Origin of the sequence: Pseudomonas sp. MWU318 (assembly GCF_016756945.1) — a bacterium.
In the GTDB taxonomy this organism is placed as follows: Bacteria; Pseudomonadota; Gammaproteobacteria; order Pseudomonadales; family Pseudomonadaceae; genus Aquipseudomonas; species Aquipseudomonas putida_A.
Genome location: NZ_JAESJL010000015.1, coordinates 12,348 through 37,428, shown reverse-complemented (window position 1 = coordinate 37,428; position 25,081 = coordinate 12,348). Strand labels below are relative to the sequence as shown.

General features: G+C 60.8%; 25 protein-coding genes. All 25 read right to left on the bottom strand.

Annotation, left to right across the window (positions count from 1 at the left end; all coding sequences use genetic code 11):
* Window positions 1-160: 160 nt before the first annotated feature.
* The gene (locus JN524_RS25890; protein ID WP_202371170.1) at window positions 161-1,555 is read right to left on the bottom strand and encodes a flagellar hook-length control protein FliK; all 1,395 of its coding nucleotides are present in this window, start codon (window positions 1,553-1,555) and stop codon (window positions 161-163) included.
* A 106-nt stretch (window positions 1,556-1,661) separates the two neighbouring features.
* Window positions 1,662-2,009 (bottom strand): Hpt domain-containing protein, encoded by a 348-nt coding sequence (locus JN524_RS25885; protein WP_202371169.1) that lies wholly within the window; start codon window positions 2,007-2,009, stop codon window positions 1,662-1,664.
* Window positions 2,010-2,039: 30 nt separating this feature from the next.
* Window positions 2,040-3,743, bottom strand: coding sequence for an ATP-binding SpoIIE family protein phosphatase (locus JN524_RS25880; RefSeq protein ID WP_202371168.1), 1,704 nt, complete (start codon window positions 3,741-3,743; stop codon window positions 2,040-2,042).
* 5 nt (window positions 3,744-3,748) lie between these two features.
* Window positions 3,749-4,054: an STAS domain-containing protein gene (locus tag JN524_RS25875; RefSeq protein WP_007966243.1), complete on the bottom strand. Its 306-nt coding sequence runs from the start codon at window positions 4,052-4,054 to the stop codon at window positions 3,749-3,751.
* A gap of 151 nt (window positions 4,055-4,205) precedes the next feature.
* Window positions 4,206-4,658 carry a flagellar export protein FliJ gene (gene fliJ, locus JN524_RS25870; protein WP_202371167.1) on the bottom strand — a complete coding sequence of 151 codons (453 nt, stop codon included), beginning with the start codon at window positions 4,656-4,658 and terminating at the stop codon, window positions 4,206-4,208.
* A 6-nt stretch (window positions 4,659-4,664) separates the two neighbouring features.
* Window positions 4,665-6,023 (bottom strand): flagellar protein export ATPase FliI, encoded by a 1,359-nt coding sequence (gene fliI / locus JN524_RS25865; protein WP_007966241.1) that lies wholly within the window; start codon window positions 6,021-6,023, stop codon window positions 4,665-4,667.
* Window positions 6,013-6,819 (bottom strand): flagellar assembly protein FliH, encoded by an 807-nt coding sequence (gene fliH / locus JN524_RS25860; protein WP_183781883.1) that lies wholly within the window; start codon window positions 6,817-6,819, stop codon window positions 6,013-6,015. Before fliH ends, fliI begins: the two co-directional genes overlap by 11 nt.
* A 4-nt stretch (window positions 6,820-6,823) precedes the next feature.
* A complete protein-coding gene (gene fliG, locus JN524_RS25855) occupies window positions 6,824-7,843 on the bottom strand; it encodes a flagellar motor switch protein FliG (RefSeq protein WP_007920042.1) in 1,020 nt (339 codons plus the stop codon).
* Entirely contained in the window at window positions 7,836-9,623 is a 1,788-nt protein-coding gene (fliF, locus tag JN524_RS25850) for a flagellar basal-body MS-ring/collar protein FliF (protein WP_027614236.1), read from the bottom strand. The genes fliG and fliF overlap by 8 nt, the downstream gene beginning before the upstream one ends.
* A 15-nt stretch (window positions 9,624-9,638) precedes the next feature.
* Window positions 9,639-9,968, bottom strand: a complete 330-nt coding sequence (gene fliE, locus JN524_RS25845; RefSeq protein WP_003222869.1) for a flagellar hook-basal body complex protein FliE — start codon at window positions 9,966-9,968, stop codon at window positions 9,639-9,641.
* 177 nt (window positions 9,969-10,145) lie between these two features.
* Window positions 10,146-11,537, bottom strand: coding sequence for a sigma-54-dependent transcriptional regulator (locus JN524_RS25840; RefSeq protein ID WP_202371166.1), 1,392 nt, complete (start codon window positions 11,535-11,537; stop codon window positions 10,146-10,148).
* A 5-nt stretch (window positions 11,538-11,542) separates the two neighbouring features.
* Window positions 11,543-12,736, bottom strand: a complete 1,194-nt coding sequence (locus JN524_RS25835) for a sensor histidine kinase (protein WP_202371194.1) — start codon at window positions 12,734-12,736, stop codon at window positions 11,543-11,545.
* A gap of 125 nt (window positions 12,737-12,861) precedes the next feature.
* Complete coding sequence (locus JN524_RS25830) at window positions 12,862-14,337, bottom strand: sigma-54 dependent transcriptional regulator (protein ID WP_003222863.1); 1,476 nt, start codon at window positions 14,335-14,337, stop codon at window positions 12,862-12,864.
* Between the two features lie 172 nt (window positions 14,338-14,509).
* Window positions 14,510-14,806 (bottom strand): flagellar protein FliT, encoded by a 297-nt coding sequence (fliT, locus tag JN524_RS25825; protein WP_007966233.1) that lies wholly within the window; start codon window positions 14,804-14,806, stop codon window positions 14,510-14,512.
* A 10-nt stretch (window positions 14,807-14,816) separates the two neighbouring features.
* Window positions 14,817-15,212: a flagellar export chaperone FliS gene (gene fliS, locus JN524_RS25820; RefSeq protein ID WP_007966231.1), complete on the bottom strand. Its 396-nt coding sequence runs from the start codon at window positions 15,210-15,212 to the stop codon at window positions 14,817-14,819.
* Window positions 15,213-15,342: 130 nt separating this feature from the next.
* Window positions 15,343-16,797: a flagellar filament capping protein FliD gene (gene fliD / locus JN524_RS25815; protein ID WP_202371165.1), complete on the bottom strand. Its 1,455-nt coding sequence runs from the start codon at window positions 16,795-16,797 to the stop codon at window positions 15,343-15,345.
* Between the two features lie 82 nt (window positions 16,798-16,879).
* Window positions 16,880-17,236: a flagellar protein FlaG gene (locus tag JN524_RS25810; RefSeq protein ID WP_115987107.1), complete on the bottom strand. Its 357-nt coding sequence runs from the start codon at window positions 17,234-17,236 to the stop codon at window positions 16,880-16,882.
* Window positions 17,237-17,309: 73 nt separating this feature from the next.
* A complete protein-coding gene (locus tag JN524_RS25805; protein WP_145593068.1) occupies window positions 17,310-18,161 on the bottom strand; it encodes a flagellin domain-containing protein in 852 nt (283 codons plus the stop codon).
* A gap of 237 nt (window positions 18,162-18,398) precedes the next feature.
* On the bottom strand, window positions 18,399-18,671 hold the full coding sequence (locus tag JN524_RS25800; RefSeq protein WP_202371164.1) for a hypothetical protein: 273 nt from the start codon (window positions 18,669-18,671) through the stop codon (window positions 18,399-18,401).
* Complete coding sequence (locus tag JN524_RS25795; RefSeq protein WP_202371163.1) at window positions 18,668-19,957, bottom strand: motility associated factor glycosyltransferase family protein; 1,290 nt, start codon at window positions 19,955-19,957, stop codon at window positions 18,668-18,670. The genes JN524_RS25800 and JN524_RS25795 overlap by 4 nt, the downstream gene beginning before the upstream one ends.
* Window positions 19,958-20,042: 85 nt before the next feature.
* Entirely contained in the window at window positions 20,043-20,969 is a 927-nt protein-coding gene (locus JN524_RS25790) for a ketoacyl-ACP synthase III (protein WP_096796272.1), read from the bottom strand.
* A 227-nt stretch (window positions 20,970-21,196) separates the two neighbouring features.
* A complete protein-coding gene (gene pseI, locus JN524_RS25785; RefSeq protein ID WP_202371162.1) occupies window positions 21,197-22,249 on the bottom strand; it encodes a pseudaminic acid synthase in 1,053 nt (350 codons plus the stop codon).
* On the bottom strand, window positions 22,242-23,744 hold the full coding sequence (pseG, locus tag JN524_RS25780; protein ID WP_202371161.1) for a UDP-2,4-diacetamido-2,4,6-trideoxy-beta-L-altropyranose hydrolase: 1,503 nt from the start codon (window positions 23,742-23,744) through the stop codon (window positions 22,242-22,244). Before pseG ends, pseI begins: the two co-directional genes overlap by 8 nt.
* Window positions 23,741-24,436, bottom strand: coding sequence for a pseudaminic acid cytidylyltransferase (gene pseF / locus JN524_RS25775; RefSeq protein WP_202371160.1), 696 nt, complete (start codon window positions 24,434-24,436; stop codon window positions 23,741-23,743). Before pseF ends, pseG begins: the two co-directional genes overlap by 4 nt.
* The gene (locus tag JN524_RS25770) at window positions 24,433-25,053 is read right to left on the bottom strand and encodes a pseudaminic acid biosynthesis-associated methylase (RefSeq protein WP_202371159.1); all 621 of its coding nucleotides are present in this window, start codon (window positions 25,051-25,053) and stop codon (window positions 24,433-24,435) included. The genes pseF and JN524_RS25770 overlap by 4 nt, the downstream gene beginning before the upstream one ends.
* Window positions 25,054-25,081 lie beyond the last annotated feature (28 nt).

The following is a 25,081-nucleotide window of genomic DNA, read 5'->3' as shown; positions in this document are numbered from 1 at the left end:
AAGAGCAAGTGTTATGCCAGAAGTGTCGGAGGAAGGGGCCTGCAAGAAATAGCCAAGAGCCAAAAGCAAAAGATCGCAGCCTTCGGCAGCTCCTACATTGGGAGGTGTACACCCTGTAGGAGCTGCCGAAGGCTGCGATCTTTTAGTGTTGCCGCAATCGTCAGGCGTAATAGTCGACCGCGCTGCTGCCAATCACGCTGGTGGTTTGCGCAGCGGCTTCAGCCACTGCCGCTGGCGCCAATTCTTCTTCCGCCGAATCAAGGCGTCCACCCGCGGCGCTGGTGCGACCACTCTGGCCCTGCTGCGCCTGTTCCTGACCTTGCTGTCCCTGCCAGCCACGGCTCTGGTCGGAGACATTGACATCGACCTGGCCCATGCCCTGCTGGGTGAACATGTCACGCAAGCGATGCATCTGGCCGTCCAGCGCTTCGCGCACGCTTGGGTGCGCGCTCATGAAGGTCACCTGGGTCTGCTGGTCCGGCACCATGTTTACCCGGATATCCAGACGCCCCAGTTCCGCCGGCTGCAATTGAATATCCGCCGCCTTCAGGTTGGCGCTGGACAGGTACATGACGCGGTTGACGATTTCCTCGGTCCAGCCGCTCTGGTGCATGGCGATCGGTTGATTCACCGGCACCGCGTTCGCAGTTTTCGGAGTGGCCGCCTGAGTCAGTGCCGCCAGACGGTTGGCGAAATCATCGACGCGCGTGTCGCTGGTAGCAGCTTTCAAATCTTTCAGGCCATCGTCAATCAGGCCGCTGAAGGCTTTTTCGCCATTCTGACTGGTGCTGTCCTTGTCGGCCTGCACGTCGAGCATGCTGGCCATGCCGGCGGCGAAGTTCTGCGCGGCAGTCAATTCACCGTCGGCCTGAGCCTGGGCCGGTGTAGCTTTCGGTTGGGCCTGGCTGCTGGCAGAAATGTGCCCGCCCTGCTCCATCGCCATGCGCAGCGCCGGCAACGAATCAAGTGGATCGGCCGCCGGGTCGAAAGCGCTGTCGGTCGATGCCGCCGGATCTTTGACCACGGCTGGCGCGACGGTTGCGGCCACGACCGGTGTTTCGGCCTTGACAGGCTCCGGTGCTGCAGCGACTGGTGCTGCCACCACTGGCGCGGTCACCAGCGGTTGCACGGTTTGCGCCAGTGCCGGATCCAGTGCCGGATCCACCGGGGGGGTGTCCGCCACTGGGGTCTGCAGGCTGTCTGCGGCAGCATCGGCAGCGGCCTTGTCGGCGGCAGCCTGATCATCGGAGGTCGTCGAAGCGGTCTTGTCGGCAGGCAAGGCATTGCCGCTATCGGCAACGGTCGGTTGCGTGGCGGCAGACTTATCCTTGGCGAGATCTTTCTTGTCGCTGTTGTCGGCCACCTTGTCGCGCGCCGGTTTCAACGAATTGTCAGCGCTCGCAAGGGGCTTCTTCGGTCCTTGATCGGCGAACACCTGAGCGAAGCTTGAGGCCTTGTCCCCGGTGTCTGCGGCCATGACCGGCGTTTTCGCGGCAGCAGCTTGCGCCTTGGCCTGGGCGCCAGATTGAAGAAGAACATTGGGGGTCGCAGGCATGACACGGTCTCCGCTGCACTGGGATCGTAGGTACAGTTGACGGGGATTATTGCAAGTGTCGGGCCAGTTTTGTCCGGCGTTTGCGAAAAGCGCCGGATGGCAGGATTCAATGGGTCAGGGCGTGCTGGCGTTCGTCTTCGTAGACAGGACGGACTTCCGCGAATTCGCCACTGATGTCGGCCACCAGTTTGACGATTTCCGCAGGGCTTTTGCCTTTGGCATCCGCCTCCAGCTCCTGACAGAGCGTCGCCAACCGGACAGCTCCCATGTTGCTGGCGCTGCCCTTGAAACTATGGGCGACCTCCGCCAACACCTTGGCGTCGGCGGTCTTTTGCAATTGATGCAAGCGACTTTCAGAATCGGTCAGGAAGGTATCCAGCAAATCCGGATAGCTGTCTTCCATCACTTCGCGCAACGCATCGAGTACTTCGCGATCCACATGTTGGTCAGTCACTTGTTCACTCCTTGATCAAGAATCGGCGAATTATGCCTTAACCTCCCAGAAAAACTCTACGCAGGCACTGCGACCTTCGTCCGACCAACTGGCGTTATGCCCCAATTGCCGGATCAAACTGACGCCGCGCCCCGACAGACGGACACCGTCCAGCGGCCGCTCCATCACCCGCGCCACGTCAAAACCCTTGCCGCTGTCCTCGACGCGGATGAGCAGGCAGCCACCGGCACCTTGCGGCTTGACCTGTAGATGCACGCGCACGTAACCGTCCTGCAAGGTTTCGAGGCGCGCATTGCGCTGTTCATAGTAGCGGGCGAATCCAGCCGCATCGCGCTTGAGGCTGGAATCGAGCCCCAGCACGCCATGTTCCAGCGCATTGGAGTACAACTCGGCGAGCACGCTGTAGATCGCCCCGCCCTGGGTGCGCAAACCATGCACTTCCTGCAACAACTGCAGCAGATACGGCAATGGATTGAAGCGCCTGAGCGTAGCCCCGCGAAACTCGAAGCTCACCGACCAGTCCAGCGGGCTCGACTGGCCGCTGTCGGAATACACCGGCGCCGACGGCACGACGTGCGCCGCCTCAAGCAGGCTGATCTCGACCATGCTCACATCGTCGCGGGGCTCGCCGCGAAATGCGTGCAAGGCCTGCTCGATCTCGGCGAACAGGTTGTCCGGCTCGCGATTGGCGGCGAACAGTTGCTGCAAACGCTCGACACCAAACAACCGGTCCTCGGCGTCAGTGGTATCGATCACGCCATCTGACAGCAGGAACACTCGATCCCCGACCGCCATGGCCTGCACTTCGGTGCGATCGTCAAACGCCTGCGGACTGAGCACACCCAACGGCAAGTGGCGCGCCGCCAGCGGCAGCCGTTCGCCCGTGGCGATGCGGTGCAGATAGCCGTCGGGCATGCCGCCGTTCCACACTTCCACAGTGCGACGCTGAAAGCTCAGGCAAAGCATGGTCGCGCAGCAGAACATGTCCACCGGCAGGATGCGCTTGAGCTTGGCGTTCATCTCGCGCAGGGTTTCAGCCAGGCCATAGCCCTTGGAGGTCATGCCATAGAACACTTCTGCCAGAGGCATGGCTCCCACCGCCGCCGGCAGACCGTGACCGGTGAAATCACCGAGCAGCACATGCATGTCGCCGGCCGGGGTGTAGGCCGCCAGCAGCAGGTCGCCGTTGAACAACGCATAGGGTGATTGCAGATAACGAATATTCGGCGCACTCAGGCAACCGGAATGCGCAACCTTGTCGAACACCGCTTTGGCCACGCGCTGTTCGTTGAGCAGGTAATCGTGATGTCTGGCGATCAGGTCGCGCTGCTGCAGGACCGTGGCCTGCAAACGGCGCAAGCGATCCATCGCCTTGATTTTGGCGGCGAGAATCACCTGATTGTAGGGCTTCGCCAGAAAGTCGTCGCCACCTGCCTCCAGACAACGAGCCAGCGCTTCGCTCTCGGTCAGCGAAGTCAGAAAGATGATCGGCACCAGGGTTTCCCCCGCCAGCGCCTTGATCTGCCGCGCCGCTTCGAAGCCGTCCATCACCGGCATCATCGCGTCCATCAGCACCAGATGCGGTGGCTGACGCCGAAACACCTCCAGCGCTTCGGCGCCATTGGCGGCGGTCAGCACTTCATGGCCCTGACGGCGGACGATGGTCGACAACAGCAGCCGGTCGGCGGCGCTGTCTTCGGCGATCAGGATCGTCAGCGGCTCTTGCGCCTGCATGGCCGTCAACTGATGTCGAAGAGTTTGTCGAAATTGGAGATGGCGAGAATCTTGCGCACGTCGGAGTTGCTGTTGATCACCCGCACGTCCGAGTCGTCGCCGCCGGCATGATCGCGCAGCAGGAGCAGCATGCCCAGCGCTGAGCTGTCGAGGTAGGTGGCATCTTTCAGATCAACCACGATGGAGTCGGGTTTTCTGTTAAGCCGCTCATAGGACTCGCGAAATTCCTGATGGCGCCCAAAATCGAACCGGCCCCTGACCGAAATCGTCAGTTTTTGACCATCCGGAGAGACTTCTGTAACGACTGACATTGACTGGCTTCCTTGTCATTGACGAACGTGTACAAGGTTTAGCACCTGGACAGGGTTGGGGCAAGGTGCAGAGCAAAGTCAAAAGATCGCAGCGTGCCGCAGCTCCTACAGGATCGGTGTAGGAGCTGCCGAAGGCTGCGATCTTTTGACATTATTCAAGAGGATCGTGACGCGGCAAGCGCTGCGACAACTCGTCCAGCAGCTTCTGCTCACGCTTGTCTTCGAGGCGTTGCGCCTCTTCGCGGTAGCGCTGCACCAGTTTGCGCAAGCCTTCGACCTTGGCAAACGCCTCCTGCCAGGCGTCTCGCGCCTTGATCAGGTTGTTCTGGTGCCAGACCAGACTCTGGCGCTGCTGGTCGATCGCGGTGTCCAGTTGCGCCAGAAAGCCGTGATACCCCAGCAGCCATTGCCCGGAAACTCCGTCGCTGCCGCGCACGATCCACTGTTCCTGATAATCCAGACGAAAGGCGTCGAGGTCGGCGAGTTTGCTTTCAGCGACTTTGACCTGGCCCTGAAAATAACCCAGGCGTTGCACGGCGGTTTTCTCGGCCTGTTCGGCCATTTCCACCACGGGTGCCAGACGCGCAGCTCGGCTCACGGCCATGGCCGGTTACCCGCCCGCCGCAGGCGCGAACAGGGTTTCGAGGTAAGCCTGGCTCTCGCCCATGTTGATCTTGTCGTTGAGGCCCTGCCGCTGGTAGCGAGTCAGCTGCGGTTGCAGCGAGATTGCCAGATCGGTTTCGCGGTCGCCGCCAGCGACGTAAGCGCCGACGCTGATCAGATCGCGGCTCTGCTGATAGCGCGACCACAACTGCTTGAAATACTGCGCGCGCTGCATGTGCTCCGCCGAAACCACGGCCGGCATCACCCGGCTGATCGACGCTTCGATGTCGATGGCCGGGTAGTGCCCCTCCTCGGCCAGACGCCGGGACAACACAATGTGGCCGTCGAGCACGCCCCGCGCCGAGTCGGCAATCGGGTCCTGCTGGTCATCGCCTTCGGACAATACGGTGTAGAACGCGGTGATCGAACCCCCGCCCTTCTCCGCATTACCGGCGCGCTCCACCAGTTTCGGCAGTTTGGCGAACACCGAGGGCGGATAGCCCTTGGTCGCTGGCGGCTCGCCAATGGCCAGAGCGATTTCCCGCTGGGCCTGGGCGAAACGGGTCAGCGAATCCATCAGCAACAGGACGTTCTTGCCCTTGTCGCGGAAATACTCGGCGATGCGCGTGCAGTACATCGCCGCGCGCAGACGCATCAGCGGCGCATCGTCCGCCGGCGAGGCGACGACCACCGAACGCTTGAGGCCTTCTTCACCGAGGATGTGCTCAATGAACTCTTTAACTTCTCGACCCCGCTCACCGATCAGACCGACGACGATAATGTCGGCCTCGGTGAAACGGGTCATCATGCCCAGCAGCACCGATTTACCGACACCGGTACCGGCGAACAGGCCCAGACGCTGACCACGCCCGACCGTCAGCAAACCGTTGATGCAACGGATGCCGACATCCAGCGGTTCGTGAATCGGGTCGCGGTTGAGCGGGTTGATTGTCGGGCCGTCCATCGGCACCCAGTCTTCAGCCTTCATTCCGCCCTTGCCGTCCAGCGCACGTCCGGCGCCATCGAGGACGCGACCGAGCATGCTCATGCCCATCGGCAGGCGCCCGGTTTCGGCCAGCGGCACCACACGGGCGCCCGGGGCAATGCCGGCGACGCTGCCGACCGGCATCAGAAAGACTTTGCTGCCCGAGAAGCCCATGACTTCCGCTTCCACCTGGGACGGGTGATAGCTGTCGTCATTGATCACCAGGCAGCGCGTGCCCATGGCGGCGCGCAGGCCTTCGGCTTCAAGGGTGAGGCCGACCATGCGCAGCAGGCGGCCTTCGAGAATCGGCGCGCCGGCGATTTCAGTGGCGTCGGCATAGGTGCTGAGGCGCTTGGCGAAACTGGTGCGTTCAAGGCGCATCGGGGGTGTCCGCGAGCGGCTCTTCAGGCGCAGCCGCCAGTTGGCTTTCTTCAGGAATGTCCAGGCTCAGGTCCGGCGCGGCCGGGTGCAGAGCCTGTTCGTGCAATTGGTCGAACAGTTTAGCCATGACCTGAGTCACGCGGGTCTCGATGCTGGCGTCGATGCGGCTGTGCTCGGTTTCAACCCGGCAACCGCCCGGCAGCAGCGAGTCGTCTTCGACGATGCGCCAGGATTCCTCGTGACGCTCGCGCAAGGCCTTGGCCTGCTCGAAGTCCTGCGGATTGACGTACAGACGCACGTTTTCCACGCCCAACGGCAGCAGCTTGAGCGCGTCGCGCATGACGTGTTCGATCTGGCTGGAATCAATGGCCAGCTCGCGCTTGATCACCTGTCTGGTGATGTGTTGCACGAGGTCGACCAGCGACTTTTCGATCTGAGTGTCTTGCTCGGCAATTGGCTCGAACAGGTGGGTCATCAGTTGCTCGAGGCTGGCCAGTTTCGCCGCCAGCGCCACTTCGGCTTCCTGACGCACCTTCAGCGTGGCGCTGTGAAAACCCTCTTTCTCGCCGATGCCAAAGCCCTCGTTGTAAGCCTCCTGACGGATGCTTTCGAGCTCTTCCAGGGTCAGTGGCTGGACTTCTTCCAGCGGCACTTCTTCCATTTCCGGCGGCTCGGGCTCCGGTTCCGGCTCGGGTTCCGGTTTTGGCGGATCGAAGCTGGGCAGCGCCCAGGATTCGAAACCACGGACATCGCGGGCGCGGATCAGATCCGTCACTGACTCGTCATGCTTGTCCATGGGCTTAGATCATTTCCTCGCCGCCCTTGCCACCGAGCACGATTTCGCCGGCCTCGGCCATGCGACGGGCGATGGTGAGGATTTCTTTCTGCGCGGTTTCCACGTCGCTGACGCGCACCGGGCCTTTGGCCTCGAGGTCGTCGCGCAACAGTTCGGCCGCTCGCTTGGACATGTTCTTGAAGATCTTCTCTTTGACGCCTTCGTCCGAACCCTTGAGGGCCAGTACCAGCACGTCGGAGGACACTTCGCGCAACAGCGCCTGAATGCCACGGTCGTCGACATCGGCCAGGTTGTTGAACACGAACATGAGGTCTTCGATCTGACCGGACAGGTCTTCGTCGACTTCGCGGATCGAGTCCATGAGCTGGCCTTCGATCGAGCTGTCGAGGAAGTTCATGATGTCCGCCGCACGCTTGATGCCACCCAGGGTGGTGCGCGAGGCATTCGAGTTGCCGGAGAACTGCTTCTCGAGAATCTGGTTCAGCTCTTTCAGGGCTGCCGGTTGCACGGTGTTCAACGACGAGACACGCAGGATGATGTCCAGACGCACCTTGTGGTCGAAGTTGCCCAGTACTTCACCGGCCTGATCCGGGTCGAGGTACGCCACCACGATGGCCTGGATCTGCGGGTGTTCATATCGGATCACGTCGGCAACCGCGCGCGGTTCCATCCATTTCAGGCTGTCGAGGCCGCTGGTGTTGCCCCCGAGCAGGATGCGGTCGATCAGGCCGTTGGCCTTGTCTTCGCCCAGCGCCTGGGTGAGCATTTTGCGCACGTAGTCGTCGGAGCCGACGCCGAGGCTGGTCTGGTCGCCGACGATGTCGACGAACTCGCTCATGACCTGCTCGACCTGCTCGCGATGGACGTTGCCCATCTGGGCCATGGCCACACCGACCCGCTGAACCTCTTTCGGGCCCATATGGCGCAGCACTTGCGCGGCATCGGTCGAACCCAGGGACAGCAGCAGAATCGCGGCTTTGTCGACCTTGTTCAGTTTGACGGTTGCGGCTCGGTTATCACTCATCTGCGTTAATCCACTCTTTCACGACCTGAGCCACGCGACCCGGATCCTCGGCCACCAAGCTCTTGATTGCATTCAGTTGTGCGTCGTAACCCTCACTCGGGCTCGGCAACAGAATGCTCTGCGGACCACCGAGGCTCACGCGGTCGTTGGCCAGGTCGCCGTCCAGGCCGCCCATGCCACCGAGTTCCACGTCGCTGCCCAGACCGGCCAGCTCCTTGCCCTTGCCGCCGCCGGTGATGTTGTTCAACACCGGACGCAGCACACCAAACACCAGCACCAGGATGAACAACACACCCAGCACTTGTTTGACGATGTCCCAGAACCATGGCTGGGAGTAGAACGGAATATCGGCGACCACTTCACCGCGCTCGGCGGAGAACGGCATGTTGATCACGCTGACGCTGTCGCCACGGCTGGCATCGAATCCGACCGCGTCCTGCACCAGGCGGGTGAAGCGCGCCAATTCGTCGGCGCTCCACGGCGCGCGGGTGGTTTCACCGTTGGCCGCGTTGACCTTGACCTGATCGTCGACCACCACCGACACCGACAGACGATTCAGGCGACCCTGCTGCTGTTTGGTGTGGCTGATGGAACGGTCGAGCTCGAAGTTCTTGGTGGATTGTTGACGCTTGTCCGCCGGGTACGGCGCGAGCATCGGCTGGCCGGTGGCCGGGTCCATGATCTGCTGACCGTTGGCATCGACCAGTGGCTGACCTGGCTGAATCATGCCGGTAGAGCCCTGCGCGCCACCGGTGGTTTGCGGGGCCGAAGCCGGCGCCGGCGGCTGGTTGCTCAGGGCACCCGGCACACCTTGCGGGCCATTGCTGGCGGTGCGTTGTTCGTTGACCGACTGCTCGCTGCGCAACGCCGGCTGGTCCGGGTTGAACTGCTCGGCGGTCGATTCGACGGCACTGAAATCGATGTCGGCCGAGACTTCAGCCTTGTAGCGATCGTTGCCCAGTACCGGCTGCAGAATGTTGTGCACGCGCTGAGTGAGCATGCTTTCCATGCGGCGGCTGTAATCGAACTGCTTGCCGGCCATGGTCATTTCGGAGTTTTCCGCCTGATCGGAGAGCAGGTTGCCCTTCTGATCGACGACGGTGATCTGCGATTTGCTCAGCTCAGGCACGGAGGTCGCCACCAGGTTGATGATCGCCACCACCTGACCCGGCTCCAGCGAACGCCCGGAGTACAGCTCGACCAGTACCGAAGCGCTTGGCTTGCGTTCATCACGCACGAACACCGAGCTCTTCGGAATCGCCAGGTGCACGCGAGCGCCCTTGACGTTGTTCAGGCTGGAGATGGTGCGCGCCAGTTCGCCTTCGAGGCCGCGACGGTAACGGGTCGCTTCCATGAACTGGCTGGTGCCCAGACCCTGTTCCTTGTCGAGGATTTCGAAACCGATGTTGCCGTCGCTGGGAGTGACACCAGCGGCCGCGAGTTTCATCCGCGCACGGGACAGGTCGTCAGCCTTGACCAGCAAGGCGCCGGAGTTCGGCTCGACGGTGTAAGGGATGTCGGCGGAGGCCAGGGTGTCCATGACCTGCTTGGCGTCCATGCCGGCAAGGCTGCCGTACAACGGACGGTAATCCGGCTGCTGCGACCACAGCACCACGGCAAAGCCAATCGCCACGCTCGCTGCCAGGCCGACCAACAGGCCCACCTGACGCAGCATGGTCATCTCGGAGAGGTTTTCCAGGAAGGACAGGCCGAACAGCGGCGGTTTGCCGTCTATCGGGGTGGCCTTGGCCGGAACGTTATCGGCGACTGCTTCTGCCATGACTCAATCTCGTCCTTAAACCGGCATCTGCATGATGTCTTGATAAGCCTGAACCAGTTTGTTGCGCACCTGGGTCAGAGCCTGGAACGACACGCTGGCTTTCTGCGAGGCGATCATCACGTCCGTCAGATCGACGCCGCTCTTGCCGATTTCAAATGCGTTGGCCAACTGAGTCGACGCCTGCTGGGTATCGCTGACTTTGTTGATGGCCTGACCGAGCATGTCGGAAAAGCTGCTGCCTGCCAGTTCAGGGACGGCGGCAGTCGATTTCGGCGTGGCCATGGCGTCCATTTTCATGGCCTTCATGTCCATCATCAACCGATTGAATTCAATACCTTGGCTCATGGTCTACTCTCTTGGGCGGCCCGCAATTTTTTGACACTCACTCGGCGGGTACACAGGTGTTAGCAACAAGGGTGCCAGCTCGGCTGATCTTGTTTCATAAAAGCGGCTAGAGGCTGTGGCTCAACTACAAACACTGCAAAAAACTGTGGGAGCGAGCCTGCTCGCGAAGGCGCAGTGTCAGGTAGCGAACAGATAGCCTTCGACGTCCATCCCGGCATCACGCATCTGCGCCAGCTTGTAGCGCAGGGTTCGCGGGCTGATACCGAGCTTTTCCGCAGCCTCCTTGCGCCGGCCACGCTCGGTGCGCAGGGTGTCGATGATCATCTGGAACTCCCGACGGCGCAGGTCATCGCCCAGCGCACCGGCGGACTCGGTCTCGACTTCAATCTCGCGCACCTGCGGTTGCGGCGGCGCGACAGCCGGCGCTGCGCTAAAAGTCACTGCGCCGGTCAGACAGAAATCCTGTGGCTGGATCAAACCGCCCTGCTGCAGAATCAGCGCCCGTTGAATCGCGTTATCCAGCTCACGCACGTTGCCCGGCCACGGGTAGTGGGTCAGGCAAGCCTGAGCTTGCGGCGAAAGTTTCGCCGCCGCATGCTTCATTTTATTGACGTGCTTGTTCAGTAACCGCTCGGCCAGCGGCAAGATATCGGCAGTGCGCTCGCGAAGTGGACGCCAGGCCAGGGGGAAAACCGACAGACGGTAAAAAAGGTCTTCACGGAAACGCCCCGCCGCCACTTCGCCGGCCAGATCACGGTTGGTAGTGGCGACCACGCGAATGTCCAGGGTGATCGGCTTGCGCGCACCGACGCGCTCGACTTCACGCTCTTGCAGCACCCGCAGCAACTTGGCTTGCAGGCCCAGGGGCATTTCGGAAATTTCGTCGAGCAGAATGGTGCCGCCATCGGCCTGCTCGAACTTGCCGGCCTGCGCTGCGATGGCGCCGGTGAACGAGCCTTTCTCGTGACCGAACAGCGTGGCTTCAAGCATGTTGTCAGGAATCGCCGCGCAGTTGATCGCGATGAACGGCTGGCTCGCACGGTGAGATTGCTGGTGGATGTAACGCGCCAGTACTTCCTTGCCGGTACCGGACTCGCCGGAGATCAACACTGTGGAATCGCTGCGTGCCACCCGCGCCGCCAGTTCGAGCAACTGCGCACTGGCCGGCTCGACCGCCACCGGGCCTTCGCAATCTGTAATGCTGATGCTGCCCAAGGCATGGCGCGACACCAGGTCCAGCAGAGCCTTGGGCTCGAACGGCTTGACCAGATAATCCGCCGCGCCCTGACGCATCGCATCGACCGCACGCTCGACCGCGCCGTGCGCAGTCATCAGCAGCACCGGCAATTGCGGCTGCCGGGCACGCAGCAAACCGAGCAGTTGATGGCCATCCATGCCGGGCATGTTGACGTCGCTGACCACCAGACTGAACGCTTCGCGCTCGACCGCCTGCAACGCCTCTTCGGCGCTGCCGACCGCGTGGTAGTCGTGGCCTGCCAGCAACAGCGTGTCGGCCAGCGCTTCGCGCAACGAGCGGTCATCCTCGACCAGCAAAACCTTGATGCCCATGACGTTTACTCAGCTCCCTGTACAGCGGAAAACAGCGGCAGGATCACCTGCGCGCACGTGCCGCGCCCGACTCGTGAGCGCAGCTGCAATTCTCCCTGATGTGCCCGCGCCACAGCCTTGACCACCGTCAGGCCAAGCCCGGTGCCGGTCACTTTGGTGGTGAAAAATGGCTCGCCGAGACGCTCGAGCACCAACGGCTCGATGCCGCTGCCACTGTCGCTGACGCACAGGCGCAGGCTGTTGTCGCGGGTGTAGCAATGCACCTTCAGGCGCACGTTGCCATCGCTGGCCTGAATCGCGTTTTCGATCAGATTGAGAATCGCCCCGACCAGGGTGTCGCGGTTGCACAGCAATTCGCCGACATGACTGTCGCACTGCCAGCGAATGGGCAAATCCTGCACATGAGTCAGCGCCGCCGCCTGCAGCGATTGCATCAAGGCATTGGGGGTGATGCGATCGGTCAGCGGCAACTCGCCCCGGGCGAACACCAGCATGTCGCGCACCTGATGCTCCAGCTCGTGCAAACGCTCTTTGAGGCGGCCAGCGAAACGCTGCTGGGTGGCGACCGGCAATTCCTGCTCAGTCAAATGACTGGCGTAGAGCAACGCGGCGGACAACGGCGTGCGGATCTGATGGGCCAGCGAGGCGACCATGCGCCCCAACGATGACAGACGCTCGTGGCGCGCCAGTTGATCTTGAAGGTGGCGGGTTTCTGTCAGGTCATTGAGCAACACCAGTTGCCCCGGCTCGGCATCCAGCGAGCGTGTGGCAATCGACAGGCGTCGACCGTTTTTCAGGGAGATTTCATGACCGTCGTCTTCACGCGGGGCGAAGCAACGGGCGATGACGTGGCGCCACAACTCGCCATCCAGCGGCAGCCCCAACAGATCGATTGCCGCCGGGTTGGCTTCGCGAACCATGCCGTGGCCGTCGATCACGATGACGCCACCGGGCAACAGATCAAGGAGGTTTTGCAGACGGTTGGCCAAACGTTCTTTTTCGGCCAGCTCCTGCATGCGCTGGGCACTGACCACCGCCAGCTCGCCCTTGAGTTCGGTAACCCGGGCCTCAAGCATGCTGTAGGAGTCGGTCAACTGACTGGACATCTGATTGAACAGCGCGAACGCCTGCTCAAGACCCTGACGGCTCGCCTGCTCTACTGACGGCGGTAGCCCCTCGACATTGGAGGCAGAAGACATCTGGGCGTGGGGCATTGTGTTCTCTCGCTTGGCTGACCGTCAGTTAAACGGAACGTTGCGAGGGCTGTAGCAATACCCGTGCCTAAAAAAAACTGCTTATAAATGAAGGCGTTGAAAAACAGGCGTCAATCATCCGCCTGTTCATCACCTTCGCGCCGGCTCATGCCGTACTTGCGCATCTTCTCCACCAGCGTGGTGCGACGAATGCGCAGGCGTTCGGCGGCACGCGCCACGATGCCATTGGCGTCGTCCAGCGCCTGCTGGATCAGGCCCTGTTCCAGACCACCGAGGTAGTCCTTGAGGTCCAGGCCTTCCGGCGGCAGCATCGCGTTGGCGGTGAAGTCCGGTGTATGACCGTTGATCGCCACGCGCTCTTCGAGATCGCTGCGCAGGCTGTCGACCATCTGCTCGTCTTCGTCGTCGACGTAGCGGAATTTCTTCGGCAACTCGACCACGCCGATCACCCCGTACGGATGCATGATCGCCATGCGCTCCACCAGGTTGGCCAATTCGCGGACGTTGCCCGGCCAGCCGTGGCGACACAGGGACATGATCGCCGCCGAGTTGAAACGGATCGAACCGCGCTTTTCGTGTTCCATGCGCGAAATCAGTTCGTTCATCAACAGCGGGATGTCTTCGACGCGCTCACGCAGCGGCGCCATCTCGATCGGGAACACATTCAGGCGATAGTAGAGGTCTTCGCGGAAGGTGCCGATCTCGATCATGCTTTCGAGATTCTTGTGGGTCGCGGCAATGATGCGCACGTCGACGCTCTGGGTCTTGTTGCTGCCCACGCGCTCGAAGGTGCGCTCCTGCAGCACGCGCAGCAGCTTGACCTGCATCGGCAAGGGCATGTCGCCGATTTCATCGAGGAACAGCGTACCGCCGTTGGCCAGCTCGAAACGCCCGGCACGGCTGGTGATCGCGCCGGTGAAGGCGCCCTTCTCGTGGCCGAACAGTTCGCTTTCCAGCAGCTCTGCCGGGATCGCTCCGCAGTTGACTGGCACAAATGGCGCGTCGCGACGCTTGGAGTGGTAATGCAGGTTGCGCGCAACCACTTCCTTGCCGGTGCCGGACTCGCCGAGGATCAGCACGCTGGCGTCGGTATCAGCCACTTGCTGCATCATCTGACGCACGTGCTGAATCGCCCGGCTGGTGCCCACAAGGCTGCGGAACAGGTTGGGCTCGCGATGACGGCCACGCTCGCGGGCCTGGTCGTACATCTCGCGATAGACCTGGGCACGATGCAGGGAGTCGAGCAGTTTGCTGTAGCTGGGAGGCATTTCCAGGGTCGAAAGCACCCGGCGGCGCTGGTCTTCCGGCAGGTCGACGGAAGAATTATCGCCCATCAGCAAAACCGGAAGGAACTCATCCCACGTCGAGAGTGTCTTTAACAAGCCCAAAAGTGCACCCGGAGCATTTACCGTCCCGATCAGTACACAGATGACTTCACGACTCGATGACAAAGAGCCGACAGCCTGCTGCCAGTCATGGCTGCCGCAGGGTAAATTTTCTTCGCCGAGAAAATTTAAAATCACCGCCAGGTCGCGGCGGCGGACGCTATCGTCATCGATCAGCAGAATTTTGGTTTCACGCCACATGCAATAGCAACTTCCCTAGTCAACTCAATGCCCGAAAAATGGGGCAAGCGAGACGCTTGCAGGACACCTTGTGCCTGTAGACGCCTGAAATCTGAAAACAGCCACTAGTTAAGTCAAAAAACCGTGCACAGTCAAATTTATGGCGCACATGTCTGGATTAACTGGGGGTTAATTAACCAAACAGATGGTAAACCTTTGCCGCCTTTTGCGCTTGGGTGATCTGCGACATCTCGTTGGCTATCGCCTGCCGCTCACCCATGGCCGCCTCCAGAAGCTCCTTGTAAACGTGGAGCAATTCCTCAAGGTTACTGCGCAGGGCCTCCTCATCCAGCGAGGCCTCGGCCATGACGTCTTCCATGCAGGAACGGCAAGCCAGATCCAGCTCGCCAATGGCTTCCCAGTTGCGTTCGGCCAGCGCACTGACCAGCGCTTCACGGGTGTCGGCGATTCGCTGCAATACAAGACTCATGGTGCTCTCCTTAAAACTGGGGGCCTGGCGGAGCGATGCCGTCCCAGCCTTCCTTGACGGTGCGCAGCAGGCCGGCAACTTCGTCAAGTATCTTCGGATCACTCTTGACGTTGGCCTCAGCGAGTCGCTTCATCATGTAGATGTAAAGCTGGTTGAGCTCACCTACCGAATCAGCACTGTTTTCCAGATCCAGGCCTTCACACAGCCCACCAATGATGCCAACGGCTTTACTGATGGCCGTGCACTTGGCGGGAATATCCTTGCGCTCGATAGCGCCCTTGGCCTGAGCGATGCGCTCCAGACCACCTTCCATCAACATTTGCACCAGACGGTGCGGGCTCGCCTCGGATGTCTGGGCGTGCGCGCCGACTTTCTGGTATTGCCGAAGGGCTAACATTGGATTCATGTTCTACCTCATTTGCCACATTGACTCGTATAACCAGTGTATCGCCAACGAGCCACAGAACTTTAGATCAAAAGACAAAAACCCGGCGCACGCCGATAAAGCGTAGCCGGGTTTTTGTCGTTCCTGCTTGTTACTTCGCGGACTGCTGAGCGTTCAGCGAGCTGAAGAACGACGTGATATTGCTCGCCGTGGCCTTCATCTGCCCGACCAACAGATCCATGGCGTTGTATTTCGCGGTCAGTGTCTTGGTCAGGTTAGCTACACGCAGATCCAGTGCCAATTGCTGATCGGTAAGATTGCGCGTGTTTTTGTTGAGGATGGCCATGCGCTGATCAAGCAGACCGCTGCCGGTGATATCACCCGCCGCAGGCTTGAGGTACGGATCCACGGCCTTGCTCATGCGTGCCAACAGACCGTTGGTGTCATCAGTGCCGGTGAACAACTGCTGAACCTGGCCAGTCATGCCTGGCTGGGCCATGGTTTTGTTGAAAGCAGCGGTATCAAACGTCAGGTTACCGGTGTTGCGATCGGTCATTACGCCCAGCTGGGACAGTACGGCCAACGGACCGCCAGCGCCCTTGGCCGTCAACTCGGCACGCACGTCGGCAATCAGCGCGCGCGGCATCGCGTCGCCAGTGAAGGCCGCTTGCACGGTCAGCTTGCCATCGGCGTCCGGCGTCGCCTTGGACAGCGTATCGATGGTGGTCTTCAACGTGTTGTAAGCATCGACAAACGACTGAATCGAGGTCTGCAAGCCTTTGGTGTTGGCATCTACGCTGACAACAGTCGGGGAGTTCGCGTTAGCGCTGACAGTCGTCAGATTCAGAGTCAGGCCACTGATTGCGCCGGAAACCGTATTGCTTTTGCTGCTGACCTGGAGGCCGTCGATGGTCAACTGGGCATTTTTTGCAACGCCGTTGACGGCGCCCGAATCACCTGCCGCCGGGGTGCTGCTCATCGCCTTGGTGCCATCGATTTCCAGACCGGCAATACCGCTGACGGTGAGGTCGGAACCTTCGCCGGTCTTGCTCGAACTGATCACCAGACGCGAAGCGCCATTAGCGTCGGTCACGATGTTGGCGGAAATGCCGTTGGCGCCCTGAGCCTTGTTGATGGCATCGCGGGTGGTCTGCAACGTGGCATCGGCCGGGATGTCGACATTGTAATCAATGCCATTCTGACTGATTTTCAGAGTACCACTCGGAATGGCACTGGAGGCGCCGCCGGCGAAAGAGGCACTGGCGACTTTCGAGCCCGTGGCCAGTTGAGTCACAACAACGTTGTAGCTTCCCGCTACCGCGGTGCTGTCGGCAGTGGCGTTCAGAACCGACGTATTGGCCGAAGTGGCGGTGAAGCCGGCAAACGCAGGGTTGGTTTTGCTGCTCAGATTGGTCATTGCCGTCTGGAACGCCGTCAGCGCGCTCTTCAACGAACCGATGCCGGAAATCTTCAGCGTATTGGCTTTGGTCGCAGTATCGATTTGCGTCTGCTTCGGCGACTTGTCGGCATTGACCAGCGCAGTAACGATCGCACCGATGTCCAGGCCGGAACCCAGGCCCGTACCCGGTAAAATTGGACTTGCCATGTGCATCTCCCTTCAATTTGCTGCCGTTCTTTTGACCCTTCCCGGCGTCATCAAGAAAGACAAACACTATTCATGCCAGCTCTCAGACCTTGGCGTCGAACAATACGTGGCTCGCGTTGGCGAGACTGTCTGCCAGTTTGAGGGCTTCTGCGGAAGGGATCTGTCGAACGACCTCACCCGTCTCGCTTGCGATCACCTTGACGATGACCTTCCCGGAATGCTCGTCGATAGAGAACTCCAGATTGCGCTTGATCGACTGAACAAACTTTTCGATCTCCTGCACCGCCAGTTTCAACTTGGCACCGTCCGTGTCCTGACTCTTGGCCGCGACCGGCGCTTGCACCTTGGCAACTTCAGGCGTCTCTGACGGTTTGTCAGCAACCGGTGTTACTGGCCTGGGAGCCGGATAAGACTGGTTAAGCTTCACGCTCATGTCCATGCTCATCACCTCCTAACGTAAAAAGGCGAGAGAGCACGACTAGCGCACTCCCCCGCCCGAACTCATTCCGAAATTACTGAAGCAGCTTCAGTACAGCGGAAGGCAGTTGGTTGGCTTGAGCCAGAACGGAGGTCGAAGCCTGCTGCAGAGTTTGCTGCTTGGTCAGGTTAGCAGTTTCTGCGGCGAAGTCGGTGTCTTGTACACGACCCTGTGCAGCAGTGGTGTTCTCAACGATGTTCTGCAGGTTGGCGATGGTGCTGGTCAGACGGTTTTGCGAAGCACCCAGGCTGGCACGGGTATCACCGATCGCAGCGATAGCAGCGTCGATTGCAGTGATAGCGCTGTCGATGTTGGAGCCAGCGGTAGCAGCGTCAGTACCGGTCAGAGCCAGAGTACCTTTGTCCACGGACAGGCTGACGGCGTCGAACTTGGAGCTCAGTACCAGGTCGATGTGGTTGGCAGTACCGGTGTTTGCGCCAACTTGCAGAGTCACAGTACCAGCCGAACCGTCCAGCAGGTTTTTGCCGTTCAGGTTGGTAGAAGCTGCGATACGGGTGATTTCGTCCGACATGTCGGCGAATTCTTTGTTGGTCGCTGCTTGGTCAGCAGTGCCGTTGGTGCCGGTACGTGCTTTAACAGCCAGTTCACGCATACGCTGCAGAATGTCGGTAGTCGCTTGCAGAGCGCCTTCAGCGGTCTGAGCAACGGAGATACCGTCGTTGGCGTTCTGGATAGCCTGGTTGCCACCACGGATTTGCGATTGCATACGAGTGGAGATCTGCAGGCCGGCAGCGTCGTCTTTAGCGCTGTTGATTTTCAGGCCGGAAGACAGGCGCTGCATCGAAGTCGACAGAGCGTCGGAAGCACGGTTCAGGTTCTTTTGAACGTTCAGCGACGTGGTGTTGGTGTTTACTGTTAAAGCCATGACGAATTCCTCGTTGGTTGGGTACTGCGGCTTCCGGCCCTGGCAACCGCCTGGAATGGCCTAGAGAACCTTCGTAATAGTTATCGTCGGGTTGGCAGGTTGCTTGAGGGTTTTTTGAAAAAAATTTGCCATCACCCTGCCACCCCCGAGAAAACAAGGGCTTAGCGCCCTCCCACCTGCGAAAAAATGACGCCATAAAACCGACCCGCGCGTAAAGCCGCGGGCCAGTGCGGTCGCTCACTTTGCCGATCGTGCTTTTTGCAACACTTCGATCAGCTCGTATTCCATCCAGTCCGCCAGCCCCAACCAGTCCTGACGCTCCTGACAATCGAGCATGTGCGTGAGTACAAAGGCCCAGTCCTGCTGAATCGGCGCAGGCGCAACTATCAGCAACTGTTGAGCGCCCTCGAACACATCGACCATATCCAGCGCCGCCTCGACATCACGCCCCAGACGAAACAGCCCGGCGCACTGACGGCACTCGTCGACGCACTGCTCAATCGTCCTCATTGCACAAACTCCTGATTGAACTGCGTCCCGGCGATCAGTGCGCCCGCGCGACTGCTGTTGAAAAACTGCACCTGCGGATGCGCGGCGATATAGCGCTCCAGCACACACAGATAGCCGCGAAAGTTCAGTTGGGTGCTGACCCGCTGGCCATGGCCGTCCTGTACCCAGTGCCGCGCCTGATCGACCCCCGGCCCCAGATCACCGTCATTCCAGCCAGCATGTGTCTTGTTCATCGGGAAGGCGAAGTCGGCGCCGAACAGGGTAATGCGCGATGCCCCCATCTTCACCGCCAGATCCACCGCCGGATGAATCACGCTGCCGCCGACATGCAGCTGCCCGCGCGGATATTGCTCACGCAACGCGGCGTACACCGGGCTGGCCGAGTAACCGCCATAGCGCTTGCCCTTCCACGCGGTCAGCACCGCAGGATCGCTCATGGGCAGATACACCAGCGGGATGCCAGCGGAGTCCTCGAACGGCAAATGCCGAAAGCTGATGCGCTGATCGATGGTGACCACCAGATCCGGGACGATGCCGTGTTCGCGCAGTGGCCGGTAAGCGGTATCGACGCACATCAACAATGGACGTTCAGCCTGCGCGTGCACCGCCGCCAGACGCTGGAAATGCCCTTCCAGCGTCGGCCCGGTGCCGATCACATAGATTTCCCGGCCAATGGCGCTGCCGAACAACTGCGCCACATCGTCATCGCCCAGCAAAACCGGCAGGCAGTCCTGCAAGCGCTGTTGAATGAACGGCAAGTTTGGATCGAACTCGCGATTGTTGAAGCTCAGGTGCACTTCGCTGACCAGCCGATCGCGGATCTTCGCATTGAAGTCATCAGCCAGCAGCATCTCCGCCGGCAGGGCGAAAAACGGTGTGCAGATGTCTGACAGATCACCGGCATGGAACAGCTGCACGCGCGGATCTTCCAGCCATTGGCGCTGATCGAGCAGCTGCAGCACCAGCGCAAACAACGCGCCATTGAGGATGTGCACGTACAACCGCTCAAGGCCAGCGCGCTCCAGCAGCACCGTCGGCAAATCGCCGAGGCCAGTGCCGTAGACATGCAACTGCGGTTTTTCCGCCAGGCTGGCCGCCTGGATGCGGGCTTCGTGGACCCGGTCGTGGCGGCTGGTCAGTTGAATGCCATTGACGCTGAGCGTCGAGCCCGAGCCCTGCACCAGTTCGGCTTGAACGACTGAGGTGTCTTCAGCCAGCAACCGCTCGAACAACGCCGGCCAGCGTTGCTGGATGACCTGGGCGTTGGGTTGGAAAAACTCGCTCATGACGCCTCGCGTTTCGTTCGGGCAAAAAAATAGCGTTCAAGGGTAACCTTGAACGCTATTTTTGTATCCGCCGTTTTTGACCGACTCAAGGACGATAGATGATCGCCGAGCCCCACGACAGACCGACACCGAAACCGCTCAGGGCAATGCGCTGCCAGTCGGAATCGAGTACGTGTTTCTCCAGCAGCAGCGGGATGCTCGACGACACGGTATTACCGGTCTCGACCATGTCCTTGATGAACTTCTCCGGCTCGCCTTCGAAACGCCGCGCCACCGCATCGACAATCGCCGCACTGCCCTGGTGAATGCAGAAGGCGTCGATGTCATCAGCCTTCAGGCCGGAGTCGTCGAGCAATTCGTGCAAGTGCGCCGGGACTTTGAGCAGCGCGAAGTTGAACACCTGACGGCCGTTCATGAAGAACACGCCATCGGTGACTTTCAGGTGCGGTGCGCCCGAACCGTCGGTGCCGAACTTGGCCTTGCCCAGCGCCCATGAAGGATCTTCGCCCATCCAGGTCGCCGTGGCGGCATCGCCGAAGAGCATGGTGGTGTTGCGATCTTCCGGGTCGACGATTTTCGAATACGGGTCAGCGGTGATCAGCAGGCCATTCTTCAGGCCGGCGGCTTCCATGAAGCCCTTGATCGCGTAAATGCCGTAGACGTAACCGGAGCAACCCAGAGAAATGTCGAACGCCGCGACATTAGTCGGCAGACCGAGCTTGTCCTGGACGATGGCAGCGGTGTGCGGCAGACCTTCTTCGTCACCGTTCTGGGTGACGACGATCAGTGCGTCGATCGATTCACGCTTCAGTTCAGGGTTGCTGGCAAACAGCGCATTGGCCGCTTCCACGCACAGATCGGAGGTTTCCTGTTCAGCGTCTTTGCGCGGCAGGAAGGCCGAACCGATTTTGCCGAGGATGAATTCTTCATCCTTCTCGAATTTTGCACCTTGTGCGTAATTGTCCACGCCGGCTACAGGAACGTAGCTCGCAATGCTTTTTATGCCAATCATTACGGCTTCCCAATAAAAAACAGCCCAAAACCACCGCTCGCAAGGATTCGAGGGGCGCCGACAAACAGAAAACGGCCGCCACAACGGGCAGCCACGGGGAGCGCAAAGGGCTATCACTGGAACCGATTACACGGCCAGGCGCCATCTCCCCGGTCAATACAATACAGTGAAGATGCGCGTTATGACTCGCAGGTCACGCTATTTTGCCGAATCGGTTGCAGATCGGGTTATTCGACCAACGACCAGTCCAGCGGCGTGCCACGTTTGATCGCCTGACGAGCGCGGCGACCGAGGACGGCATCGGTGTGCTTGGGCGGCAGACCGAGACCTGGGCGAATGGCGCGCAGATTGTCCCCGGAAAAGGCTTCCCCGGCCGCCATGTCGGCAGTGACGTACAGCGAACGGCGATAGATCAGCGACTTGCGCTCGGCCTCGGTGACGCCGTAATGCACCTGGCCCATGGCCTGCCAGGCACGTTCGGTTTCCACCACCAGACTGGCCAGCTCTGCAGGTTCCAGCGAGAAACTGGCATCGACCCCGCCCGCCGAACGGTCGAGGGTGAAGTGTTTCTCCACCACCGTCGCCCCGAGCGCCACAGCGGCCACGGACACGCCAACGCCCATGGAGTGATCGGAAAGACCTACCTCGCAACCGAACAGTTCACGCAGATGCGGGATCGTGCGCACATTGCTGTTGAGCGGGGTTGCCGGGTAAGTGCTGGTGCATTTGAGCAGCACCAGATCCTTGCACCCTGCCTCGCGGGCGGCGCGCACGGTTTCGTCGAGCTCGGCGATGCTGGCCATGCCGGTGGAGATGATCAGCGGTTTGCCGGTCGCGGCCACACGGCGGATCAATGGCAGATCGGTGTTTTCGAAACTGGCGATCTTGTAAGCCGGCACATCGAGGCTTTCGAGAAAGTCCACCGCCGTGTCATCGAACGGCGTCGAGAACGCGAGCATGCCCAACGCTTTGGCCCGGGCGAAAATCGGCGCGTGCCACTCCCACGGGGTGTGGGCCTTCTCGTACAGGTCGTACAGCGAAGTACCGGCCCACAGGCTGTTCGGGTCCTTGATGAAAAACTCGCCCTCGGCCAGATCCAGAGTCATGGTCTGCGCGGTGTACGTCTGCAACTTCAAGGCATGCGCGCCAGCCTTGGCGGCGGCCTCGACAATCTGCAGAGCGACCTCCAGCGACTGGTTATGGTTGCCGCTCATCTCGGCAATGATGAAAGGCGGCGCATCGGCACCGATCAGACGCTCGCCAATCTTGAAACTACTCATCGCGGTGATCCTTCAAAACCTTGGTGAACGCGCAGGCATTCTGGGTGAATCCGGCGTCACGAAACACATTCAAAGAGGGGCGATTGCCCCGCAGCACCTGAGCGGTGATAACGGTCATCTGCGGCCAGTGCTCGCGGACGAACGCCTCGCCTCGCGCCAGCAGCGCCCTGCCCCAGCCGAGACCGAGCCGTCCTTCCAGCAGATACAGCGACACTTCGGCTTCAAAGCCGCGCAGGTCATAACGCAAGACGCCGACCGCGCCGTCATCGGCCTCGGCAATCAACAGCAGACGCTGCGGATTGCGCAGGCTCGCATTCAGCCAGTTCAGGTGCTGCGGCCATTCGATTGCGCCAATGTCCAGTGACCAACGGGGTACAGCCTCGGCATTGTGCCCGTCGAACAGTAATTGCGCATCATCGAGGGTCGCCGGGCGCAGCTTGAGCACCGCACCGGCCAGCGCCGCCGCCACGCGTAACGCACCGCGCCCATCGACCAGTTGCCGTGAACGCTCGGCCAGACTCTGGCGCAGATAGAAATTGTCGACGACAAAACCAATGGCGTCGCGCAGTTGTTCGACGCTGACCTGCTCGCGGGCGCCCATGAACACATGCGCCCCCGCCGCTGCCATGACTTCGCCGTTGGCCTGCTGATTATTCGATACCGCGATGCAGATCGTCGGCAGGCCGAGGGCTGCACGCTCCCAACTGGTGCCGCCACCGGCGCCGATAAACAGATCGGCCGCGGTCATGCGTTGCTGGAAATCGCTGACGAAACTGTGCAGGCGCCAATGCGGCCGTGTTGCGGCCAGTGCCTGCATTTGCGCCCACGCAGGATTGTCTGCACCGGCGACGAAATCCACTTCCAGCTCTGCGAAATCCTTCAGCGCCAACATCGCGTGGTGGGTCTGCATCGCCGCATCGAAACCACCGAAATTCACCAGCACCCGCCGCGCCTTGGGTTTGATCGCAATGGCCGGGCAGACGAACTCTTCGCGCAGCATGGCGTAGCGCGGGCCGAGCAAGGTGCGGCAGCCTTCGGGCAGCAGCGGCGCATAGTTTGCGCTGAGACCGGACAGGTTCTGATTGAGCAGCAGATCAACGCTGTAACGGCGGGTGGCGAGATCGTCCACTGCCGCGATCCGAGGCGCCCAACGACGGGCAGCGGTCTGCCACTGATGGTCAAGGCCGTAGTGGTCGGCAATGATCCAGTCGAATGCAGCGTGACCTGCCAGCGCGTCCAGCGCCTCAATGTCCGCCTGCCACGGCAGCATCGATTCGATGGCTTGCTGCGGGTCTTCGTCGGGGTAGACGTCCGGCAAGGCGAAGGTCTCGAAACCTTCGGCAGCCAAGGCATCGAGCCGATGCCCGGGCAACCGCCGGCAGGCAAAGGCGACATGACTGCCTTGCTTGCGCAGTACTCGCGCCAGCGTCAGACAACGGGCGATGTGGCCACTTCCAATGGTCGGCGAAGCGTCAGCGCGGATCAACACTCTCATTGCAGTTCTCCGCCGGCCTTGAGCGCGGCGTAGAGGTATTCGGCGCGTTTCCAGTCTTGCAGTGTGTCGATGTCCTGCACCAGATGTCGCGGCAGAATGACCGGCAGACTCGCGGACGAATACAACACTTCACCGCGCAACCACGCCTCGCTGCGGCCCCAGTAGAACTGGCCGGCGTCCTGAAAGGCCTCGGGCAGATCCTGCGAGCGGGTTTGGCGAAATTCCGGGTACAACGCGGTCAATGCGCCCTGCCCGTCCAGCGTCAGCGCCCGCTGTACCGGGAAACCAAAGCTGCACACGGAGAACGCAAAGGCTTTGTCCGGGTGCTGCTGCAGCAAATCGAATCCCTCGCGCAGAAAACGACCTTGCAACAACGGCGCCGTGGCGTACACGCAGCAGGCGTAATCGAAGGCTGGCAGTTGCTGCAAGGTATGCACGATCACCGCAGCGGTGCCGGTGAAATCATCCGCCAGTTCAGCAGGACGCAGGAACGGCACTTGCGCACCGTGTGCCAGCGCCAGCTCGGCAATTTCGGCGTCATCGGTACTGACCACGACCTGTTCGAACAGGCCACTGTCGAGCGCCGTACGGATCGAGCGAACGATCATCGGCACGCCGTCGAACGGCAGCAGATTCTTGCGCGGGATGCGCTTGCTGCCGCCACGGGCCGGGATGATTGCAACGCTGCTCAAGAACGTTTTTCCAGCAGGAACCAGGTGACGTCGTCCGCCGGGAATTGCGGATCACGGTGATAAACAAAGCCGTAATCGAGCAGTTGCAGATCCGGATAGCGATCAAGCATTTCCCCAGCGAAGTCGCGTTTGAACAGTTTGCCGCTGTTGCCGCGATAGGCCACTTCCACCGGCGCCGGATTGTAGTACTCGGCGATCAGGATGTAGCGCTGGCTCAACGCATACAACTGCGCATAGGCGGTCGGCAGCAGCTCCGGCGCCAGATGGATCAGCACACCTTTGCTCAGAGTCAGGTCGTAACTGCGCTCGCGCGGAAAGTCGAACAGCGAGCCGTGCCAGATCTGCGCGATGCCCAGTGCCCGCGCCTGAGCACAGGCGCTTTCATTGATCTCGACGCCGAACAATTCACTGTGCGGCAGCAGTTGATGCAGCGCCTGCAGGTTGTTGCCGGCATTGGTGCCCAGCTCAAGCACACTGTCGATGCGCCCGGCGCGGCTCAGGGCCTTGGCGAACAACGCCAGGTTGGCCGCGACCAACGGCTGACCGACGTTGCGATCGACGTACTGGTTGCCGAAATCGCCCTGCCAGAATTTTTCCTGTTCACTCAGATCACGCATTGCACAGTCTCATTCGCCGCCGCAGCGG

Coding starts and splice junctions, on each gene's coding strand:
- JN524_RS25890 (WP_202371170.1), bottom strand. CDS start 1,555: ATGCCTGCGACCCCCAATGTTCTTCTTCAATCTGGCGCCCAGGCCAAG.
- JN524_RS25880 (WP_202371168.1), bottom strand. CDS start 3,743: ATGCAGGCGCAAGAGCCGCTGACGATCCTGATCGCCGAAGACAGCGCC.
- JN524_RS25875 (WP_007966243.1), bottom strand. CDS start 4,054: ATGTCAGTCGTTACAGAAGTCTCTCCGGATGGTCAAAAACTGACGATT.
- fliJ (WP_202371167.1), bottom strand. CDS start 4,658: ATGGCCGTGAGCCGAGCTGCGCGTCTGGCACCCGTGGTGGAAATGGCC.
- fliI (WP_007966241.1), bottom strand. CDS start 6,023: ATGCGCCTTGAACGCACCAGTTTCGCCAAGCGCCTCAGCACCTATGCC.
- fliH (WP_183781883.1), bottom strand. CDS start 6,819: ATGGACAAGCATGACGAGTCAGTGACGGATCTGATCCGCGCCCGCGAT.
- fliG (WP_007920042.1), bottom strand. CDS start 7,843: ATGAGTGATAACCGAGCCGCAACCGTCAAACTGAACAAGGTCGACAAA.
- fliF (WP_027614236.1), bottom strand. CDS start 9,623: ATGGCAGAAGCAGTCGCCGATAACGTTCCGGCCAAGGCCACCCCGATA.
- fliE (WP_003222869.1), bottom strand. CDS start 9,968: ATGAGCCAAGGTATTGAATTCAATCGGTTGATGATGGACATGAAGGCC.
- JN524_RS25840 (WP_202371166.1), bottom strand. CDS start 11,537: ATGGGCATCAAGGTTTTGCTGGTCGAGGATGACCGCTCGTTGCGCGAA.
- JN524_RS25835 (WP_202371194.1), bottom strand. CDS start 12,736: ATGTCTTCTGCCTCCAATGTCGAGGGGCTACCGCCGTCAGTAGAGCAG.
- JN524_RS25830 (WP_003222863.1), bottom strand. CDS start 14,337: ATGTGGCGTGAAACCAAAATTCTGCTGATCGATGACGATAGCGTCCGC.
- fliT (WP_007966233.1), bottom strand. CDS start 14,806: ATGAGTCTTGTATTGCAGCGAATCGCCGACACCCGTGAAGCGCTGGTC.
- fliS (WP_007966231.1), bottom strand. CDS start 15,212: ATGAATCCAATGTTAGCCCTTCGGCAATACCAGAAAGTCGGCGCGCAC.
- fliD (WP_202371165.1), bottom strand. CDS start 16,797: ATGGCAAGTCCAATTTTACCGGGTACGGGCCTGGGTTCCGGCCTGGAC.
- JN524_RS25810 (WP_115987107.1), bottom strand. CDS start 17,236: ATGGACATGAGCGTGAAGCTTAACCAGTCTTATCCGGCTCCCAGGCCA.
- JN524_RS25805 (WP_145593068.1), bottom strand. CDS start 18,161: ATGGCTTTAACAGTAAACACCAACACCACGTCGCTGAACGTTCAAAAG.
- JN524_RS25800 (WP_202371164.1), bottom strand. CDS start 18,671: ATGAGGACGATTGAGCAGTGCGTCGACGAGTGCCGTCAGTGCGCCGGG.
- JN524_RS25795 (WP_202371163.1), bottom strand. CDS start 19,957: ATGAGCGAGTTTTTCCAACCCAACGCCCAGGTCATCCAGCAACGCTGG.
- JN524_RS25790 (WP_096796272.1), bottom strand. CDS start 20,969: ATGATTGGCATAAAAAGCATTGCGAGCTACGTTCCTGTAGCCGGCGTG.
- pseI (WP_202371162.1), bottom strand. CDS start 22,249: ATGAGTAGTTTCAAGATTGGCGAGCGTCTGATCGGTGCCGATGCGCCG.
- pseG (WP_202371161.1), bottom strand. CDS start 23,744: ATGAGAGTGTTGATCCGCGCTGACGCTTCGCCGACCATTGGAAGTGGC.
- JN524_RS25770 (WP_202371159.1), bottom strand. CDS start 25,053: ATGCGTGATCTGAGTGAACAGGAAAAATTCTGGCAGGGCGATTTCGGC.